14 protein-coding genes are annotated in these 20,786 nt (G+C 34.5%); 4 read left to right on the top strand and 10 right to left on the bottom strand.

Annotated elements, in window-relative coordinates:
* Positions 1 to 181: 181 nt before the first annotated feature.
* Positions 182 to 1,183 (top strand): catalase, encoded by a 1,002-nt coding sequence (locus tag BA768_RS01780; RefSeq protein ID WP_065719469.1) that lies wholly within the window; start codon positions 182 to 184, stop codon positions 1,181 to 1,183.
* 119 nt (positions 1,184 to 1,302) lie between these two features.
* Here BA768_RS01780 and BA768_RS01775 read toward each other — a convergent pair whose 3' ends face one another.
* The 7 genes from BA768_RS01775 to BA768_RS01745 all read right to left on the bottom strand — a co-directional run bounded on the left by BA768_RS01775 (position 1,303) and on the right by BA768_RS01745 (position 7,491).
* Complete coding sequence (locus tag BA768_RS01775) at positions 1,303 to 2,352, bottom strand: TerC/Alx family metal homeostasis membrane protein (RefSeq protein WP_065719468.1); 1,050 nt, start codon at positions 2,350 to 2,352, stop codon at positions 1,303 to 1,305.
* A gap of 108 nt (positions 2,353 to 2,460) precedes the next feature.
* Positions 2,461 to 3,072: a TerD family protein gene (locus BA768_RS01770; RefSeq protein WP_065719467.1), complete on the bottom strand. Its 612-nt coding sequence runs from the start codon at positions 3,070 to 3,072 to the stop codon at positions 2,461 to 2,463.
* Positions 3,073 to 3,304: 232 nt separating this feature from the next.
* Complete coding sequence (locus tag BA768_RS01765; protein WP_034673965.1) at positions 3,305 to 4,228, bottom strand: hypothetical protein; 924 nt, start codon at positions 4,226 to 4,228, stop codon at positions 3,305 to 3,307.
* Positions 4,229 to 4,267: 39 nt separating this feature from the next.
* Complete coding sequence (locus BA768_RS01760) at positions 4,268 to 5,437, bottom strand: toxic anion resistance protein (RefSeq protein ID WP_081874526.1); 1,170 nt, start codon at positions 5,435 to 5,437, stop codon at positions 4,268 to 4,270.
* Between the two features lie 8 nt (positions 5,438 to 5,445).
* Positions 5,446 to 6,000 carry a TerD family protein gene (locus BA768_RS01755; protein ID WP_034673963.1) on the bottom strand — a complete coding sequence of 185 codons (555 nt, stop codon included), beginning with the start codon at positions 5,998 to 6,000 and terminating at the stop codon, positions 5,446 to 5,448.
* Positions 5,990 to 6,814 (bottom strand): phosphoribosyltransferase family protein, encoded by an 825-nt coding sequence (locus BA768_RS01750; RefSeq protein WP_065719466.1) that lies wholly within the window; start codon positions 6,812 to 6,814, stop codon positions 5,990 to 5,992. The genes BA768_RS01755 and BA768_RS01750 overlap by 11 nt, the downstream gene beginning before the upstream one ends.
* Before the next feature lie 2 nt (positions 6,815 to 6,816).
* A complete protein-coding gene (locus tag BA768_RS01745) occupies positions 6,817 to 7,491 on the bottom strand; it encodes an HAD family hydrolase (RefSeq protein ID WP_065719465.1) in 675 nt (224 codons plus the stop codon).
* Between the two features lie 590 nt (positions 7,492 to 8,081).
* On the opposite strand from BA768_RS01745, the gene fusA reads away from it, so the two are divergent.
* The gene (fusA, locus tag BA768_RS01740; RefSeq protein ID WP_065719464.1) at positions 8,082 to 10,148 is read left to right on the top strand and encodes an elongation factor G; all 2,067 of its coding nucleotides are present in this window, start codon (positions 8,082 to 8,084) and stop codon (positions 10,146 to 10,148) included.
* 295 nt (positions 10,149 to 10,443) lie between these two features.
* Here the strand turns inward: fusA and BA768_RS01735 are convergent, their stop codons facing one another.
* Entirely contained in the window at positions 10,444 to 11,979 is a 1,536-nt protein-coding gene (locus tag BA768_RS01735; protein ID WP_065719463.1) for a SulP family inorganic anion transporter, read from the bottom strand.
* 786 nt (positions 11,980 to 12,765) lie between these two features.
* On the opposite strand from BA768_RS01735, the gene BA768_RS01730 reads away from it, so the two are divergent.
* Together BA768_RS01730 and BA768_RS01725 are read left to right on the top strand one after the other, a co-directional pair.
* On the top strand, positions 12,766 to 13,143 hold the full coding sequence (locus BA768_RS01730; protein ID WP_317039924.1) for a transposase: 378 nt from the start codon (positions 12,766 to 12,768) through the stop codon (positions 13,141 to 13,143).
* 20 nt (positions 13,144 to 13,163) lie between these two features.
* A complete protein-coding gene (locus BA768_RS01725; protein WP_034673953.1) occupies positions 13,164 to 13,493 on the top strand; it encodes a hypothetical protein in 330 nt (109 codons plus the stop codon).
* Between the two features lie 38 nt (positions 13,494 to 13,531).
* Here the strand turns inward: BA768_RS01725 and BA768_RS01720 are convergent, their stop codons facing one another.
* Positions 13,532 to 18,343 carry a DNA repair ATPase gene (locus BA768_RS01720; RefSeq protein WP_065719461.1) on the bottom strand — a complete coding sequence of 1,604 codons (4,812 nt, stop codon included), beginning with the start codon at positions 18,341 to 18,343 and terminating at the stop codon, positions 13,532 to 13,534.
* Positions 18,344 to 18,743: 400 nt separating this feature from the next.
* Positions 18,744 to 20,753 (bottom strand): flotillin family protein, encoded by a 2,010-nt coding sequence (locus tag BA768_RS01715; protein WP_065719460.1) that lies wholly within the window; start codon positions 20,751 to 20,753, stop codon positions 18,744 to 18,746.
* Positions 20,754 to 20,786: the final 33 nt, after the last annotated feature.

Genomic DNA, 20,786 nt, shown 5'->3' with positions numbered 1-20,786 from the left:
GTCAGAAGTCTGATTCGCACGTATATAAAACTGATAATCAATACAAAACGCCAACTTACTCCATCAAATCTCCAACGTTTTTTATCGCTTTTGTTTACAGCATAATAAACATTAAAAAATGTTTAATATTCTCGTAACGTAGAATTAAAAACTTGGCGTTATCATTGAGTTTTTAAAATATATGCCAAATCCACTACGATATAATAAGAACTTTGAAAAACTCAGCTATGAAGAAAAACAACTCCTTGAAGAAGCCAAAAAGAGCATTGCCGATTTTGTAGAACACTCATCTTTAATCAGTGATGTCAATTATGCAACCAGAAATGCTCATGCAAAAACCTATGCTGTCTTAAAAGGTGAATTTATAATCAGCAAAGATATTCCACAAGATTTGAAACATGTGTTCGATAGCGAGAAGTACGAAATTATTGCACGATTGTCTAATGCTCATTTAAAAATTAAAAAAAGTGGAAAAGATATTCCTGCTTATGGTTTTTCGATCAAGATAAAAGATGAATCGGGAAGAACGATTTCCAATTACCCATTGGTAAATTTTCCTTTGTTTCCTATCGATTCTGTTTCGGTGTTTTTAAAGCTTTTTACTTCTGTCAATCGGTTTTTTCTGAAAAAATGGAGCAATTGGTTTTCTATTTTAAAACAGATTTATAAGATCATTCCGTCAACCTTGAATCCTTCATTTTTGAAAAATGTCTGGAAGTTTGTTTTAAATAAGAACAACTTTATACTTTCATTTGATTATCATTCAGTTGGAGCTTATCGTTTTGATGATAAAATGATTAAGATTAAAGTATGCCCAAAAAATATTCAGAAAAACTTCGGAAAAAGATCAAAACTAAAGCAGTCGGTCGAAAACTATTGCATTTCTAATGATTATGTGGCAGATGTTTTCATTCAGTTTTGCTATGATTTAAAAGATCAGCCGATCAACAAACTCAATGTAGAATGGAAAAACTCGCCATCGATTAAAATAGGAGAAATTAAAATCAAAAAAAACTCATTGCTCAACCCAAAAGGATGTGAGAATGAACTTTTATCATTCAATCCGTATGAAAGTGCGGAAATTTTTCAGCCGGTCGGGAAAATACAGAAACTGAGAGATGAAGCGTATAAAGTTTCACTACAGACGAGGAAGAAGATTAATAAGCTGTTGAAGTATAAATGATGGTTGGTGGTTTTTAGTTGCTGGAATTTTTAATGGTGAATTTTGCTTCGCAAGTGAATGGTGCATTTCACAATAACCAAATAAAAAAGGCTTTACGATGTGTAAAGCCTTTCAGTTTATTAATTTTCTTCTAATCTTTCTTTTTCTTCATCATCTTTCTTGTCAGGGAACATGATTGAAATAAGTACCGAAAGCACCAACACTCCGCCCACAATTCCTAATGAAACCGGAGATGTGATATGATACCATGGAGCAATAAGCATCTTAACCCCGATAAACGCCAAAATAATTGCCAGACCATATGGAAGCTTGCTAAACATATGAATGAAGTTGGCCAACAAGAAATACAATGATCTTAATCCTAAAATTGCAAAAATATTTGAAGTATAAAGGATGAAAGGGTCATTAGAGATTGCAAAAATCGCAGGAATAGAATCTACTGCAAAAAGTACATCCGTAAATTCGATTACTGCTACAACGACCAAAAGTGGTGTTGCCATTTTGATTCCGTTTTGAACAGTAAAAAACTTGTCACCATCATAATTATCTGAAACTTTCCAAAAGCTTTTGATCAGTTTTGCACCTGCTGTATCGCTGTAATCTTCATCGTCATCGTCGCCACCGTCACCCCAAGATTTGATTCCCGCATAAATAAGAAACAACCCAAAAAGTGTCATTACAACATTGATTCTTACTGCATGACCAAAAACATTCATCTCCGGCAAATATGTTAAGTCAATTAATTCAACTCCAGCAAAAATAAAGATTGCTCTGAAAATAAGTGCCCCTATAATTCCCCAGAATAAAACTTTGTGATGTAAGAATTTAGGCACTTTAAAGAACCCGAAAACGAGGATAAATACGAAGAGATTATCTACCGAGAGTGCTTTCTCAATCCAATATGCCGCTTGATACTGCGTGAATTTTTCCACAGCCAAAGCGTGACTTTGGGGAGATCCATCTGTGTTGAAAACCCAGTAAACCACTCCGGAAAAAACCATTGACAGCGAGATCCAAACAATTGACCAAATGGTTGCCTCTTTGGAAGAAACCTCATGACTTTTTTTGTTGAAAACTCCTAAATCGAGAAGTAACATGATAACAACCGTTATCGCAAATCCCCAGACCAACCCGGGATGCAGTTCTAAAATACTTTGATGTTGTTCCACTTTTAATTTTGTTTATTATATGATAAAAGCAATAGCTATGAAATATACAGCTATTGCTAATTATGATTTGTCTAAAATAATATAATTTCAGATAAATTTTTAATATTCTTACAAATATTTTTGCTGGACAGTCTGAACCGTCTGTTCTAATTTTTTATCTGAAGTAGCATCTCCGATTGCGTTGAATTTCCATTCACCGTTTCTCTTATAAAATACTCCCATCACCATTGAAACATGACCGCTGAAAGATTTATCGTTTGCAATATCGTATTTTGCGAAAACTTCTCTTACGTTTGTTGGAGTTCCTTCATAAATTCTGATCGATGCAAAAGGAATCGTTCCGAAATCCTGACCTCTGTAGCTGTGCAAAACCATCGCAACGTGCTCCACTGCAGGATCTAAGTTTGCAAAATCTACTGTGATTACTTCATTATCCAATCCGTCATCACCGTTTACATCACCTGTTAAATCATCACCACTGTGTTTTACAGATCCGTTTCTAGATTTTAAATTCCCGAAATAGATTACTTCTGTTGCATTCTTGTTTGAATCATACAAAATGCAGCTTCCATCTAAGTCTACTGCTTCTTTTGAAGTTCCACCGAAGAAACTTTTCTTTTCGATTGCACCCCAGTTTATTCCTACACAAGCTTGGGAAAGTGTCGTTCCGTTTTCTTTGGTAAGGTTTATTCTTTGTCCTTTTTGTAAGTTAATAGCCACTATTATATTTTGTTTTTATGTTCGAGTAATTCAAGTAAATTATTTTAACGCAATGTTCGCAGGGATTTTATTACATTCGTTCTGCATATTTTTAGTTCGCAAAGGCGTTTGACTTCGTCGAATCTTCGATTTCACTCAGCAAATGATAGCTGTGCAAATAAAAGCAGAAGTATAAATTAGAATTTATTTACACTTTTTACTTTTTACTTTTTACTTTTTACTTTTTACTTTTTTAATTATTTATATTCAAATTGAGCATTGCCCGAAGAATATTCGTTTCTTCGTTTACATCAAATATTTTGCTCATAATATCAATGCTTTCGAGATTTCTGAGGTAGTCTTTCAGTACCAATTCAACGTCTTCAGAGAGTGATTTTTTCTTAAACTCCATCGTTTCTTCCAAATCTTCGTTCTTTCTTTTCAGCTGATTGATAATTGAAATCTGATTGGATTCATTTTCATTGGTATTTAACGATTCTAAATCTTCATCATCAATTAAGTACATCTTTTTTTCTTCTACATTGAAAACGAAATGCTCATCCGACTGAAAGATTTTAAATAACTCATACTCATCTCTTTCCACACGATAACCGCATACAAAACGAACTTTAAAATTCTGAATATTGAGTTTACCCAACAGTTTTCTTTCAATACAGTAATCCTGATATTGGTAAAACGGAACAGAATTAGGCTTCAGTTTCTCTTCATCAAACTCTGTTCTGTAAAATTCTGCAGCATATTTCTTATGAAAATACAACACATCATTCCAGTTCAGCATGGCTCTGTCTTCTGTAAGATCTTTGTAAAGATTTTTCAGATGTTCAGAAAAAATTCCGCTGTAGATTTTTCTGTCAGTTTCAAAACTGTCGTTCTTTTTTTCTTCGAAAGCCTCAATATATCGGTTATTGATATTAATCTCGTTGATAACAGCCAGCGAATCGTTTTCCTTTTTCTTTTTTATCTTGGTTAACAATTCAATCAGACTGTCGGTGTATTGCAGATGAAAAAGTTCAAGTTTGTTGTAATCTAATGTCTGATTTTCATTAAATAAATTATGAATGATATCCGTTTTGATATAAATCGCAATAATATCAACATTTTCAAAGAAATTAGCCAGAAGTTTAAGCCTTGTTAATCTTCTTTTGCTTTGAGACATTATGATTGTAACCTCCTCATTCACCTTTTTACCCTCTTATTAACCTCTGATGTTTGCTTTTAATTCGTGTTCCAGAGTCTGAAGATCCTGATCCAGTTTTCTTCTGCTTTCTGTACCCTGTTTCTGAATCTGTTTTACTTCATTCAATGTATTAATCAGCATAGCCGTTGTTTCTTTCAACGTTTCAGCTGAGACGATAGTCTGTTCGTTCGCTCTCGCTACATTTCTTGAATTCTGACCAAGACGCTCCGCATTTTTTCTTAGAATATCTTCAGTTGTTTGCGAAACTTTCTGCTGAATTTCGATATTCTGCTGTTGTCTGTGCATTGCAACTGCTAAAGAAAGCTGATTTTTCCAAACCGGCAGAGTCGTTGTTAAAATGGTTTGCGCTTTTTCAGCAATCGAAACGTTGTTATTCTGTACCAATCTGATTTGCGGAAGAGACTGCATCATAATCAAACGTACAACCTTCAAATCTGCCAATCTTCTGTCTAATCTGTTGATAAAATCTCTTTTGTCAGCAATCTGATAATCGGCAAAATTCTGAACATTCGCTTCCATTTGAGCCAATTCCAAAGCAGCTTTTTCCATTCTTAAATTTCCGGCAATCACTAAATCTTCAATGGCTTTAATTGAATTCACATTGCTGTCGAAAATCGTCTGTAAAACCGCATTATCTTTCGTTGAAGTAATAATTCCTGCGTTTACTTTATGCGAAATCTGATCGATATTGCTTGTAATTTTATCATATTTAGCAAAAAGATTATCAACCTGAGTCAGCATTTTTTTCATAAATGGAATTTTGCTTAAAAAACCTTTTACTCCGCCGTTGTTGATTTCATCTACGTCAACGTAATTTAATTCAATCAACAAGTTATTAATTAATTCTCCTACTTCTCCAGAATTCGAACGTCTTACATTTCCTAAAAAGCTATCACTTTGGTTGGCAAGCGTTTTTTGTAATTCTGACCCGAAATTTACAATCGATCCCGGATTTGTTTCGTCAATAGAATTGGCAACAAGTTCGTACTTTGCACGATCCTGTTCCTGCATCTGATTTAAGTTTACATTTCCATCACGGTCGATCAAAACTGCGGGAGCTGCAGGATCAGGCTGTAGCGACTGATTTGTTGAAGGCGTTGGATCAAAACTTTTTAAAGGCTCAATTGATCCTAACGGATCGTTTGGGTTATTCTGCTGATTATCCATAACATTAATTATTGATACATTGATACAAATTTCTCAAGACCTTCTCTTTGCCCGCTTCCTACAGCTTCAAATTTCCATTCTCCGTTTCTGTTGTAGACTCTTCCGAATTCTACGGCAGTTTCGATAGAGAAATCTTCATCCAATTCATATTTCAAAATTTCTTCGTTGGTATCTGTATTAAAAATTCGGATGAAAGAATTTCTTACCTGTCCGAAATTCTGTCTTCTTGTATCTGCATCGTGAATCGTTACCACCACAGAAATTTCTTTTACAGCTGCATCGATTTTAGTTAAATCAATTTTTATTTGCTCGTCGTCACCGTCACCGTCACCTGTAAGGTTATCACCAGAGTGAATCACGGCTTTATCCGGAGACTCTAAATTATTGTAAAAAATAAAGTGGTTGTCTGAAACCAGTCTTTTGTTGTCACCCAATAAAAAAAGTGATGCATCAAGGTCGAAAGCCCCACCTGTAGAAGTATTGTTGACATCCCATCCTAAACCAATCGTAAATTTTGGTGCGTTTATATTTTCTCTCTGTCCTTTCTGTAAATTAATTGCCATAATAGATTTCTGTTTGTGTTAAAGTGTTTATGTTATTTTCGTATTCTTTTATTAAATGATAATTGTTGCTTATTGCAAGCTCTACCAGATCATCAGTATGTTGTTTTTTTACATTTGAGGTAAGATACTCAAAATTTTCGGAATTTAAGCCTAAAATATACTTTACAATTCTCGTATTGAACTGAAAACTTTCTTTAGACATCACATCCACCACATCCTGAACATTTTTCACCGTATAATAATTGAAGAAATTTTCAATTTTCGGGTCGATTTCCAGATTAATCAGTTCGGCATAATACATGAAAAGAAAATCAGCATTCACCGAGTATTGATTAAGGATTTTATTCACCGTATATTCATGACTTCCCGTGATTTTAATATCATCGATAAAAATGCAGAGTTTACCTCTTAAAAAATCTTTATCCAGATAATAGGTATCATTAGCAATCAGACTTTTACGATCTTCAAAACTTAAAGTTCCGTAATCCGTCGTGTACGTGTGATTTCTGTTGATTTTTGAAATAATGCTCGATTTTTTTCCTTTCTGAAAAAGATAGAAATCGAGATGTTTTTTGAAATAAAAACACAGGAAATTGGAAGCGGTCGGGATTGCCATGTACGGACTTGGCAACACCACAATTTCTTTGTCTGTCTCTAATATTTCATGATGATTCGCAATGAAACCATCAAAAAGTTCTTTTGCAAACTTTTCTGCATAAAACTTATCGCCATATTTGAAATAGCTGTATTCTGCAGGCGAGAAAGTAAACTGATCTGCAGAATCTATTTTATGTAAACTATAACGTTTGTTCATAATTATATTTTGTGTTTGAGTAGGTGTGCACTGAATCCGAAATCTTTTGCGCCTTTGTAGTCGGCAATCGGATTATCACCGATATGCAAAATCTTTTCCAATTCCAAATCCTTGTTTTTCACCAAGTTTCTTACTTCCTGAAAGATCATCGGATTGGGTTTTGAGCAGTTGATTTCATCCGAATAAATATGGAAATCAATATACTGATCAAGATTTTCATTCATCAGAAATTTGCGCATCGTGATTCCTTTGATGAAACCTGTGTTGCTGAGAATATTAATTGTTTTTCCCTGATTTTTAATTTCATCAAAAAACTGATGAATATTTTCAAAAATCACAACAGGTTTATATTCTAAGAATAAGTCTTCACTTTTCTGATAAAATTCCTTTAAAATTTCTTTGTTTATTTGTTTTAAATCAACGTTCAACGAAGCTAAGATCAATAAATAAATCTCAAAAGTATCAACGTTACCGCCAATTACTTCATTAATCGAATTACAAAGATCATCATAATATTTTACCGTTTTCGCAACTTCATCTATCGGTTTTTTCACGTCAAAAAATGAAGAAAAAAGCTCAACTCTTTTTGCTTTGAATTCGGGATGAGATTTGATGAGAGTAAGCCAAAGATCAAAAGAAAAATGATCATGGTTCTGAATGTCGATATCTGTTTTCAAAATAATTTAAGTTAATAGATTTAGCTTTTATTGAAAAAGATTTTGTTTAAATGTTACACTGTTTTTAGTCATCGTTTTGTGTTTTAAATTCAATTAAATTCAAAGATAAAATTTTTCATTCAATCTTGATTTTTTTTAAGATTTTTTAAGATTTTTATTAAAGACGATTAAGACCTTATTTTTACTTTTGAAAATATTTTTTTAAAAATTCTTTGCCTTTTAATTTTTTTTTCTAATTTCGCAACCGATTAACAATCAACAATGTCAACAAAAATGATAAATATTATAACTTTAAGCAATCCTATCAGAGCTGTGTACTTTGGTAGCACTGAATATTTATCTGAATAACGATCGTCCTTATAAAAACAAAAATATAACGAAGGCCTATCTGTTCAGATAGGTCTTTTTTTGCTACCCTATTTCAGCTTTTACATTCGAAAAACTTCTGTTGTTCGGTGATAAAGTTTTGAAAATTTTCTTTTAAACTCAAGGTTTTATTAGAACTAAATCTTTGCGTCAAAAAATTCAAAAAAAACATCAATCAACATTATTTTAGAAGTTTAAAAAATCAAAAATTTAAATTTAACAAAATGAAATACAATACACGAAATATAGGGATTATAGCACACGTCGACGCCGGCAAAACGACATTAACTGAAAGATTACTTTATTATACCGGAATGATCCACAAAATAGGAAACGTAGATGAAGGAAATACTACAATGGATAAAGACATTCAGGAGAAAAACCGAGGAATTACCATTTCATCGGCTGCAATTTCTACTCAATGGAAAAAAGATCAGAATGTTTTCAATATCAACATTATTGACACTCCGGGTCACATTGATTTTGCGGTAGAAGTTGAGCGTTCTTTAAGAGTTTTGGACAGCGTTGTTGCGGTTTTCTGCGCTTCTTCGGGAGTTCAGCCACAAACGGAAAACGTCTGGTTCCAAGCGGAAAAACATGGAATTTCCAAGATTTGTTTCATTAATAAAATGGACAGAATCGGAGCTGATTTTTTTGCTGTTTTAAATGAAATAAAAACTAAATTGAATGCAGTTCCTTTGGCTTTACAAATTCCAATCGGTGCAGAAGACCAATTTGAAGGCGTCATCGATTTAATAAAACAAAAAGCGTTGTATTGGATCGATGAAAACGGAGAAACCATTATTGAGAAGGAAATTCCTGAAAATCATAAAGCGGAAGCTGATGAATTCAGACTCAAATTAATGGAAATTTTAGCCGAATTTGATGAAAATTTCTTTGAAAATTTCATAGATTCTGAAACGATAATTTCTGAAGAAATGATTTTTGAAGCGATCCAAAGAGCGTGTCAATCCAGAGCGATTGTTCCTGTTTTATGCGGTTCTGCCTTCAAAAATAAAGGAGTTCAGCCTTTGCTTGATGCGATCGTAAGTTATCTTCCTGCTCCGAATCAATTACCTTCTATCAAAGGAAAAGATGCGAAAACGGAAGAAACAATCGAGCTTGAAAGAAATGAAGAAGAAACTTTTTCAGGATTGGTTTTCAAAGTCGTGATTGATAAACACATGGGCAAATTGGCGATGCTGAAAATTTATTCAGGAAGTATAAAATCGGGTGATACAGTTCAGAATGTGAGAACGGATGAACATTTCAGGATTTCAAGGATTTTGCAGATGCAGTCGGACAAAACCACAACGATTGAAGAAGGAAAAGCAGGTGACATCGTGGCTTTAACCGGAATAAAAGATGCGAAAACCGGAGATTCTTTATCAGGTCTTGAAAAACCTATCTTGCTTGAATCCATTACGATTCCCACTCCAGTAATTCGGGTTTCGATTGAACCTAAAACAAATGCTGATGAGAAATCTTTCGGCTTGGTTTTATCGAAAATTCAGGAAGAAGATCCGTCGTTGGTTGTTGAAAGAGACAAACAAACGGGAGAAACTTTGTTGAGCGGTTTGGGTGAATTACATCTTGAGGTTACTTTAGAAAAGATACGGTTGAATCACGGCATTGAAATTAACCAAGGAAAACCTAAAGTTTCGTACAAGGAAATTTTAACTGAGACCAAAAAACACAGGGAAAAATTGGTTAAACAAACTGGTGGAAGCGGACAATTTGCAGACATTACATTTGAAATCGGACCTAGAGATGATAATGAAACCGGTTTGGAATTTATTAATCAGATAAAAGGCGGTGTTATTCCGAGTGAATATATTCCGTCGATTGAAAAAGGGTTCAGAGAAGCGATGGAACATGGTACTTTAAGCGGAAACCCTTTGGAAAGCATGAAAATTACGCTTCTGGACGGGTCGACTCACTCTGAAGATTCCAAAGCTCTTGATTTTGAGCTTGCTGCCAGAGATGGCTTCAAAGGGGTTGCAAAAAGTTGCAAGCCTAAACTTTTAGAACCCATTATGCAGGTTGAAATTCAAAGTATTGAAGAATATACCGGAGTCGTGACCGCCGACATCAATAAACGAAGAGGAATGATCACTTCGATTGACGAAAAATCAGGAAGAAAAATTTTCACTGCAGAAGTTCCTTTGGCTTCTACTTTTGGATATATTTCTGATCTGAGAACGTTGACGAGCGGTAGAGCTTCGATCAGCATGAAGTTGTCGCACTATGCTTTGGTGCCCGATTTCATTGCGAATACATTAGTAACCTAAAAAACGAGGGCTGTAAATTTATTTTGCAGTCCTTGTTTGGTTTATAATGTTATCTTTTCTCTCTCGGATTTTGCAGAGTGCGCAGATATTTTTTGTTTCCCACAGATTGCTCGGATTTTAACAGATGTTTGCGTGGTAATTTTAAACTTTTATCATTCAGCTTCCAACATCCAGCAAAATTATTTGCCACGAATTTCACTAATTTTCACGAATATTTTTGCAATACTCTTCTAAGTTTACTTAATCCAACACCAAACCCAAATAAACTCTCAAATACTCCCACTCTACAATAAGCCTACTTCTCAGGCATTACTTTATACGTCGGGTCTTCCTGAATGTTTACCTCGATTACAGCTTCAGCGTTTTTTAGCATTTTGATTGAATCTTCGCTTAAGTGTTTCAAATGTAATTTCTTTCCCTGTTCTGCATATTTTTTTGAAAGCTTATTCACTGCATCAATTGCGCTCATATCGACTATTCGGCTTTCTTTGAAATCGATAACGACTTGTTCGGGATCGTTTGTGGGTTCAAATTTATCTGTAAAAGTAGTGACAGAACCGAAAAATAGAGGTCCGAAAATTTCGTAGTACTTAATTCCATTTTCGTCAATATACTTTCTGGCACGAATTCTTTTTGCGTTATCCCATGCAAAAACCAGGGCTGAAATAATGACACCAACCAAAACTGCCAAAGCTAAATTATGAAGAATAATGGTAATTAAGGCAACCGTCATTCCGACAAAAATATCTGATTTAGGCATTTTATTGACAATACGAATCGAAACCCATTGAAAAGTACTGATCGCAACCATCATCATTACTCCAACCAAAGCCGCCATCGGAATTTTTTCGATAAACGGAGCTCCGACTAAAATGATAATTAGAATAGTAATTGATGCAATAATTCCGGAAAGTCTGGCTCTTGAGCCGGCATTTAAGTTCACCAAAGTCTGTGCAACCATTGCACAACCACCCATTCCGCCGAAAAAACCGTTGGTAATATTGGCTAAACCCTGAGCAACTGATTCCTTATTTGCACTTCCTTTTGAATTGGTGATTTCGTCGACCATTGATAAGGTTAATAATGATTCTATTAAACCAACTCCTGCCATAATTAAGGCATAAGGAAAAATAATTTGTAAAGTTTTTAATGAAAATGGAATGCTTGGAATATGAAAATTGGGTAAGCTACCACTAATGTGAGCGATGTCTGCAACGGTTTTCGTATTGATTCCAAAACCTAAAACGACTCCGAAAACAACTAAAATAGCAACTAAAGAAGCCGGAATAACTTTGGTTATTTTTGGAAAAAAATAGACAATCGCAATCGTTAATACAACCAATCCCGACATTATAAATAAGGAAGAACCCTGAAGCCAGCTTACCGCTCCGTTTGTATCGATAATTTTAAATTGTTCGACCTGCGCCATAAAAATAATAACCGCCAAACCGTTTAAAAAGCCATACATAACTGGCTGCGGAATTAATCTTACAAATTTTCCCAGCTTGAAAATTCCAACCAACATTTGGAAAATACCCGCAAGAATGACTGTTGCGAAGAGATATTCTATTCCGTGAGTTTTAATTAAAGCAATCAGAACGACAATGGTTGCTCCTGCTCCACCAGAAACCATTCCTGGTCGTCCGCCTAAGATTGCGGTGACCAATCCCATCATGAAGGCGGCGTACAAACCTGTCAATGGAGAAAGACCAGCTAAAATTGCAAATGAAAGCGACTCTGGGATCATCGTCATTGCGACGGTAAGACCGGCAAGAAGTTCATTTTTATAATTAATTTTCTTCGAAAAGTCGAATAAAGACAATACACCCATTTTTAATATTATAATATTGACAAGAAAAATAGAAATTACTTATTAAAATAAAATAAAGTACATTTATAAACCATCATTCATTTTTCAGAGAGTATAATTTAATCCTAAATTTTCTATTCGACAAAAATACTGCTTACGATTTACTTATCAATTCATGAAGTACAATTTTCATCAAAGAATGAATTGTATGTCATTGGAAATCTACAAGAAAGACAATATATGGATTACTATTTTCTTTCATTCAGGGCATTTTAACAGACTCTTTTCAAAATAAATTAAATATTATTAATATTAATAAAAAACTTTAATAGTGATTTATTGATTATTTTTTCTTAATTTTGAAACACAAACAAGGCAAATATTAATGCATATTTGAATTTTGAGTAAAAATATTATGTTAAATAATTGATTATTACGCTAAAGTAGTATTTTAATATTGTAAATCTTGGATAAGTATGTATTAAATCACTATTTTGAGTATTAATACAACTTTAAAAACATTATTTGAGACAATAACTAAATATACAGACTTGTTTCACCCACCAATCACAAAAACACAAATTGCTGAAAATCATATTTTTACAGTTAATAAATAATTTAACATTGTAAAGTAGTGAGACAGCCTGAACTTTGAGCATTTTCAAAACAAAAAAGAAATAATTCCCAAATATTTCTTATCCGGCTCTGCAAACTATCTATTACTCTTTAAATACGATTAATTTAAAAATAAGTTATTATTAGTAAATGTTATATAAAAATATACATATAGGAAAGTACATTAAGGAAATGGTAGATCACAAAAATATACCGATCGAAAGAATCTGCAATTTTCTTGGTAAAGATGAAGAGTTTGTTGAAAATGTATATGAAAGTCAGTCTATAGGAACTGACATTTTACTGCGATGGAGCAAACTGCTCGAATATGATTTTTTCAGATTATACAGTTCGCATCTCATTTTATATGCTCCACCGGCTGCAGCAAATAAAAGCACCACCCCCAAGAGTGATACCACCCCACAATTCAGAAAAAACATCTACACCCAGGAAATCAAAGATTTTATCCTGAACAGAATTGAATCCGGAGAAATGACTCAGGCTGAAGTGATCAAAGAATATTCGTTCCCAAAAAGCACTCTGCATCGCTGGATTCAAAAGAAAAGATAACCACCAAAACATTATATTTTATGAGACCTAATTACAACAGAATTTATCAGGATCTCCTGAAAATGAATCATCCCGAAAAGCTGGAATGCCCGAAAGTGCGCGAACAGCTACAGAAACTTGATTCTACAGAAGAGGTTTTAAAGCTGAACGAACGTCTTTTCAAGCAATGTAAAGAGACAGCAAAAACTAATCAGCAACTTAAAACTTATGACAAGAAAACCATGCTGAAACTTCTGAATTATCAGAAAAAACACAATCTTTCTACAAGTTTTATGTCTAGAAAATACAACATTAGCCGCACGACATTTTCTAAATGGAAAAAAATTCTTGAAAAAGAATTGGCTAATTAAAATAAAAAAACACTGCATTTTTGCAGTGTTTTTTTTGATTAATTCCGGCGGAGAACGTCTTTTATACCGTCAAGACCTTCACTGAACTGAGCCAATAAAGCAATCACTTGCGTCATTCTGTCGTTATCACCGAGACCTTTTATCATTTTATTTTTGGCAAAAGTTTTTTTAATTTCTTCCCATCTTTGCTTTTCATCTTCGGAAATCAGATTCATCAATTCTTTTAGTTTCAGCATATTCGATTCGGCTCCGGTTGTTAAAGTCTGAGACTCATTCTGATAATGATTTAAAACAATCTGAGTCACTTCTTCATCTTTTAAAATGGGCTGTATCTGCGTGATCAGCTTATTCATATTTCGGTATGATCCCTGCAGTTTGAAAGACGGTTCATTTCTGTATTCATCAGACATTGCAGCGGAAGCGATGTACTGTTTATTCACTTTTAAAACAACATCTCTCACCTTCAACGTGTTTTCTAAAACCTTTCTGAAATCTGAAATTTCATTTGAACTGAAGTTTCCTACTAAATCTACATTCGGCGAATTGGATTGAATACTGTCGTAAAGATTGTAAAGATTCTCCATACCGAACTGAGTCAGGCGAGTAAGATAATCGTTAGACATTAAAGCGTTTTCAATTAAACTTAAATCAAACAATTCAGTTTTACTGCCCGAAATTTCTCCCAAATTATACGTATCGGAACGGTTTGCCAACATATCCGGAATTTTGAATTTTTCACCGCTTTCCGTATATGGATTTCCGGCCATCACCAAACAGAAACGTTTTGACCTTAAATCATAAGTTTTGCTTTCACCATTATAAATTCCTTCAATTTTTCGTTGTCCGTCGGCTAAAGAAATGAATTTCTGCAAAAACTCAGGATTACAATGCTGAATATCATCAAGATACAACATGACATTATCCCCCATTTCCAAAGCCAAATTCAGTTTTTCGAGCTCCTGTTTTGCTCCTGCATTTTTGGCTTCATTCGGATCTGTAGAGACAATATCGTGACCGATTGACGGACCGTTTATTTTCATAAACACCAATCCCATGCGGTCTGCCATGTATTCCATCAAGGTAGTTTTTCCATAACCCGGAGGTGAAACGAGAAGTAACATTCCCATTCTGTCGGTACGCTTGTCGGTACCGACGGTTCCTAATTGTTTTGCCAAATTTGCTCCGATTAAAGGAAAATACACCTCGTTGATTAACCTGTTTCTTACAAACGAACTTAAAACCTGAGATTTGAAAGTATCGATTTTCAGGGCTTTCTTCTTGTCATTGACCCATTTTGCTTTTAATTCCTGAAGCTGTTTGTATTTTGGAACCACCACTTCATTGAAATTGGATAAACGGAAACTGAATTCATAATAATTCAAAGCATAATCTACATCTTTTTCTAATGATTTTAAACCCTTTAAAACAGTTTCATAAGCGATATGAAGAATATTTTTAGCATCAAAATTCTGCGTTACGAAAAATACGGCTGTTTCTTTTTTAACATCATCTTCAAATTTTGATTCTGAATTAAATAAAAATGCATTCAAAGCACTTTCCGCAATGGAAAAACAAGCTGCAGGATATTGTTTTAAAGCATTCAGCTGGTCTACAAACTCTAAATCTTTTCCTTTTTCCTTTAAATCTTTTAAAAATGATTCATACAGTAAACCTGCTTTTTCAGAAACCAGAAACGCTGATTTATTTTCTCTTTTAAGATAAATGGCAACATTCAAATAATTTACGTCAGCAAAAAGATGATTGTTTTGAGCAAACAATTTTATTTCACCCGATAATTCTTCATTGAGAAACTGAAAACCTTTATCTGTTGTAAATGATTTTGAAATTAAATTCGCTGCTTCAAACTGCTTTTGATAATATTCTTTTTTTTCTTGATTCAGAAAATACCAAAACAACTGCGCCAAAGCTCTTTCGGATGACGTAAACTGCATCAATCCCAACTCATTGTGCATCTGCTGAAGTTTCGAAACAATCGTCAACGCATCCTCGTCATGAATTCCTTTCACCAGACCTTCTCCAAAATGCTCAGTCATAAACTGCTGAATTGCATTTCGGTTTTGCTCTTCGGTATTGATATTTTTATTTTGCGAAAAAACATTCCAAGCCAAATATTCAAACCTTTTTACATGTTGATTTTCGGAAACATATTCCTGATTCCAGACTTCTTTGTACTCTGAAATGGCTTCAAAATTTAACGGCTCATAAAATCCAGTTCCTGTTAAATGATAATAATACCGGGCATTTCTCATCACCAAAGTCAGGTCTAATTTTTGACGGTTGACCGCAAATTTATAATCACCCAAAGCAATCACACTGTCTCCGTCTGCATAGATTTCCTTTTTATCTTTAAGCTTTCTGACCGATTCCTGCTGCGAAGTTTTCAGCAAAGTCTGAATTTCTTCCGCTTTTGCAGAATCCTCCATTTCCATCAACTGTCTCGAAATATCTCGAACTTTTTCTACCATTAAATCGGTTGCAAAATATCCGTTGATTTCGTTTTCTGAATCAAAAGATTCAGATTTTGTCTGAATAGATTTTAAAATTCGTTGTGCAGAATCGTATAAACTTTGAGTACGCTTATTTCTGGATTCCGTTAACTGAACTCTTTTATTTTGAAAATGACCATAAACTTCTTCTCGCTTTTCGCCAATATTCTGGATAAACTCATCAAAATCAACGAACTTGGTTTCCATTTCTTCCAGTTGAATGGAAAGTTTAGTCAAATATTCATCACATTTTTCTGGAGTTTGAGAAAGCTCCAGAAAATTGATAACAGACTGATCAAACAAGGTCATCTGCGCCTGAAAATCAGCAGACAATTCTTTACCGGAAATCTCTCTTTTCCTTTTTGATAATTCTAAACGCTCCTGATTTAATCTCGCAAAAATCACCGAGATATTTTCAATAATCTGCGTAGATTGCGAAGTGTCTTCAATTTTTAAATTATTGACAATATCTACTAAAAGCTCGAGCTGTGAAGACAAATTGGTAATTTCTTCTTCAATGGTTTTAGCATCAATCGCTTTCTGCAAATTGATGATATTTTCAGAAATCTGCTGTGCTCTGTTTTGATAAGGAAGCAGCGCATCATCCTGAAGCAGAAAGTTTACACAGGCATTCGAAAGTTCTTCAGATCTTTCAGCCAATGATTTTTCCAAAGAATCGAGAACGACTACATCTACATATTTTAAACCCCTTGCTCCGGTAATTTCACCACGCAAAGCCCTGATTTGGGAGAGCATGTCGATATATTCCGTTAATTGAGAATAGTTGATTCTTTTGGTATCCTCTAAAATTTTCTCACAGGCTGTTTTGATTTTTTCAACGGCTTCCCCTGTATTTTTCTTCTGTTCAACAACTTTTTCATATTCATTGATTGCTGAATGAGCAATATTTCGGATTTCTTTTAAAGGCTGATCGAGATTTTCAACCTCATCATCTCCAAGAAAATAATATGCATCTAAAATGGTCGTGGAAAGTTTAACGACATCATCGTACAGTCCGCTGTAAGAATCTTTTTTATTTAAAAGCGTAATCAGTTCCTGACTCTCCGCCATGACTCTCACAATATCTTTATTCCCGATTTTGTAAAGAAGCGTGTCTGATTTTTCCGTATTCGGAAGCAACTCTTTAGAATAGGGAGTCTGCCAGACTTGGGTTAAATGATGCTTCGTCGTTTCTACACTTTCTCTTAAATAGACCAATTTTCCGTTATTTAAAACGGAATATCCGCTACAACGAATCGGTGTTTCAATCGTTTGGGTAATAATATTATACGAAATCAGCTGATAATTATTTGTTTTATCATCGTAGAAAACATACATGAAATTTTCACCATTCGGCTCCTGAATCGTTTTCAGATAATGTAGTCGGTTGACGTCCTGAGAAATCACTTTTAAACCTCCCGTCTGCAAAGCATAACCGTTTGAGAACAAGACGCCTTGATTTTCCGGAAGCAATACTGCTGAATGTTTTAAAGTATCAACTCTTGAAACCGCTTTCTCTTTGTGATTGTAAATAAAATATCTTTCGGTTTCCTGATAAGGTTTGATTTTAAATAAAACCAAATTATCAAGGTCACAAAAATGAATTTCCGCATCATCGAGATTCTGATCTTTATGAATGACATCTTCAGAATAAATTCCTTTTCCGGTGTCGGTATTGTCTTCGATTTTTATCGTGATGTCGCCACCGATCGATTCTACAAAAACTTTATCAGCCAAAGAAACGTGAGGAAATTTTCCGCTTCGCTGCATATCTCTGGTTGCTTTTGTCCATGCAAAACCATGTTGCGGCGGATACGTTACTTCCGAAGCACTTCTCGAATCAACATAAGTCAGCCGATTGTCTTTAATCAGCCATTTGAATGCTTTAATATCCGATGGACTTTCAGACAACTGGAAAACCATGTACAAATAGTTTTCGGTAAAATGAAAGCGTGCAAAAAAGGTGTTTCTGTAATATTTATACAGGTTTTTGAATTCCTCAATAAAAATTCCATCTCCGATTAAGGAAGAATCCTGTGGTTCAAAACGGTCGCTATTGATTTTATAGATTGAAAAAACATCAGTGATATTAATCTCTGTCTGCAAACCCAAATGCGCATTAGATCCAAAAATCAAAATATCTTTCAGTGAAAAAATATCTTTAGCAACGCAGTTGTGCTCCGTAGAGATTCTTTCGTTGGCGATGAGTGAAAAATCTACTCCGCCGAAAATCTCTTTACGGTTTTCATTCAGCTTCTGAAGCCTTTGAATGAGGTCGTTTTTCTGCTCATTCAGACGGTTCTGTATGATTTCGTATGTCCCTGAATTTAATTGTTCTGACATATTTTTTTGTTTGATGTTATTCTTTGAGATGATTTATTTTTAACGCAAAGTTCGCAAAGATTTTTTTTAAAATATTGTGTGTAATTTTTCGTTCGCAAAGGCGTTTGACACGTCGAATCTTCGATTTCACTCAGCAAAGGCTTTGATTAAGTTGTTGAAAATAAGTTTTGGCTAAAGCCAAATGAATTAATCTTTTTTGTGAACGGGCTAAAGCCCGTTCCTATTGAATTTACTGTAAATCTAAATTACGTTTAGATTAAAAAACTCTCAAAGCATCATTGAAAATCACACAATGAGAGTTTTACAATATAATTTAATAAAATTTGATTTCTTATTCTATTTTAATAGGATTTTATATTCTTTAAAAGGCTGTTCCTTCGGGACTTCGTACAACTTTCAATTATCTGATTGGCTTTTGGTCGATGCCTAAATTTCTTGCCATATCCATTGCTCTATCGAGAAGACCTCTTTCCTGCTGATTGGCAACTCCGTTTAATTTGAAAATAAGACTTGCTATGCTCATGTTTTTGATATCTTCGGAAGAAACGTTGTATTTTTCAACCATATTCATTACTTTTTCAATAATGTTTTCGCCGTTACCTAAAAGATTTTCTTTGACCAATGTTGCGTTTTCACTGTGACTGATAAATTTATCTAAACCTTTTCCGGCAGAAACCTGACGAATCACATTATCAAAGAATGTGTTATCTCCACCAACAATATCAATTTTTGCAGATTTGAATGCTTCCGCTAAAACTCCGGCCTGAGCCTGTGCAATATCTTTCTGAATTGAGATTTGAGCCAACTCCACTTCTTTCTCTTTTGCTAAAGTCAATCTGAACTCTTCGTGATCTTTTCCAGCATCGTTTAGTTTTTTCATCGCTTCTGCTTTTTCGGTAATTCCCGCCGCTTCTGCCAAAGCTTTCTCTTTGATGACTTCTGCCTGAGCAATTCCTTCTTTCTTTACTGCATCTGCTTTTTTCTCGATAACAACCGCTTCCACAATTCCCTGTCTTTCTGCTGCGTCAGCTTTTGCATGAAGAACCTGAGCTTCGGATAAGCCAACCGTTGCTTCTTCTTTTGCTTTTGCGTCAGCAATAATTTTTCTTGCTTCAGCTTCTTTTTCAGCAGCATCTCTTTTCGCCTGAGCTTCGATAACATATTTCTGAGCATCTTTTTCAGCAGCTAATTTTCTTGCTTCTGCAGCTTTGGTTTCCTGAATCAATTTTTTTTCAGCTTCCTGAGTTGCCAAAGTGATTTCCACCTGCTTTGTTCTGTCGGCAGTTTTGAAAGCTTCCAAGTCTTTAATCACTTGTTGCTCCTCAACCACTGTTTTTTCCATGGTCAAACGCTCACGGATCGCATCCTGAATATTTTTCTTTTCTAATTCTATTGCTTTTTCTTTTTCAATCTGAGCCAGAGAAACTATTCTTTCTCTTTCGGTCGCTTCCAACATTTTGTCTTTCTGCACTCTTTCCGTTTCCACCAAATCGGCACGTTCTTTATTTTTAGCAGCAATAACAACCTGTCTTTGCTTATTTTCTTCTGCAATCTGAAGTTTTTCTTCGGTTGCAATTCGAACAGTTTCGTATTTCAAACGTTCTTCTTCATCAACTTTCAGAATTTCAGCATTTTCACGAGCTCTGATATTAGCAACTTCTCTTTTTTGAGATTCTTCTTTTTCGGCCAACTGTTTTTCCAGTTCTAAAATCGCTTCACGGGCTTCAACATTCTGCTTTGTGATTGTTTTTTCTTCATCTCTGCGAACCTGATTGGCTTTAATATTTTGAGTCGCCGTTAATTCAGTAATTTTTTTAATCCCTTCAGAATCAAGGATATTATCTTTATCTAAATTCTCGATTTTCGTCTGCTCTAAATAATCGATCGCACAGTCATCCAAAACATATCCGTTCAAATCTGTTCCGATGATATCTAAAATTTCCTGACGGAATTCGCTTCTCGCTTCGTACAGTTCTATAAATTCAAATTTTTTACCGACTGTTTTCAATGCTTCCGAAAATTTAGCCTCAAATAATTCTCTCAGAGTATTGATATCCGAAGCTCTCTGACAACCAATCGTCTGGCCAACATTCACAATATCATCCACCGATTTATTAACCCTGATAAAAAAAGCTACCTGAATGTCGGCTCTCATATTATCTTTACAAATCAATCCCGCTCTACCTTCTCTGGCAATTTCAAGTTTTTTAACGGAGATATCCATTGATTCCATTCTGTGAATAACCGGAATCACAATTCCCGCATTGAAGAACACTTTCGTACCTCCATAACCTGTTCTCAAAACAACAATTCCCTGAACGGTTTTTTTATACATTGATAAAATCCAGAAAATTAACCCTATGGTTGCCACCACAATGACAACGATTCCTACAATTAAAGGTGTATTCATATTTTTATAGTTTATTTATTTTTAATTTTAATT

The sequence above is a fragment of the Chryseobacterium sp. CBo1 genome (assembly GCF_001693475.1).
GTDB classification, from domain to species: Bacteria; Bacteroidota; Bacteroidia; order Flavobacteriales; family Weeksellaceae; genus Chryseobacterium; species Chryseobacterium formosense.
The sequence above is the reverse complement of the archived record's forward strand: the minus strand, read 5'-3'. Positions and strand labels throughout refer to the sequence as shown.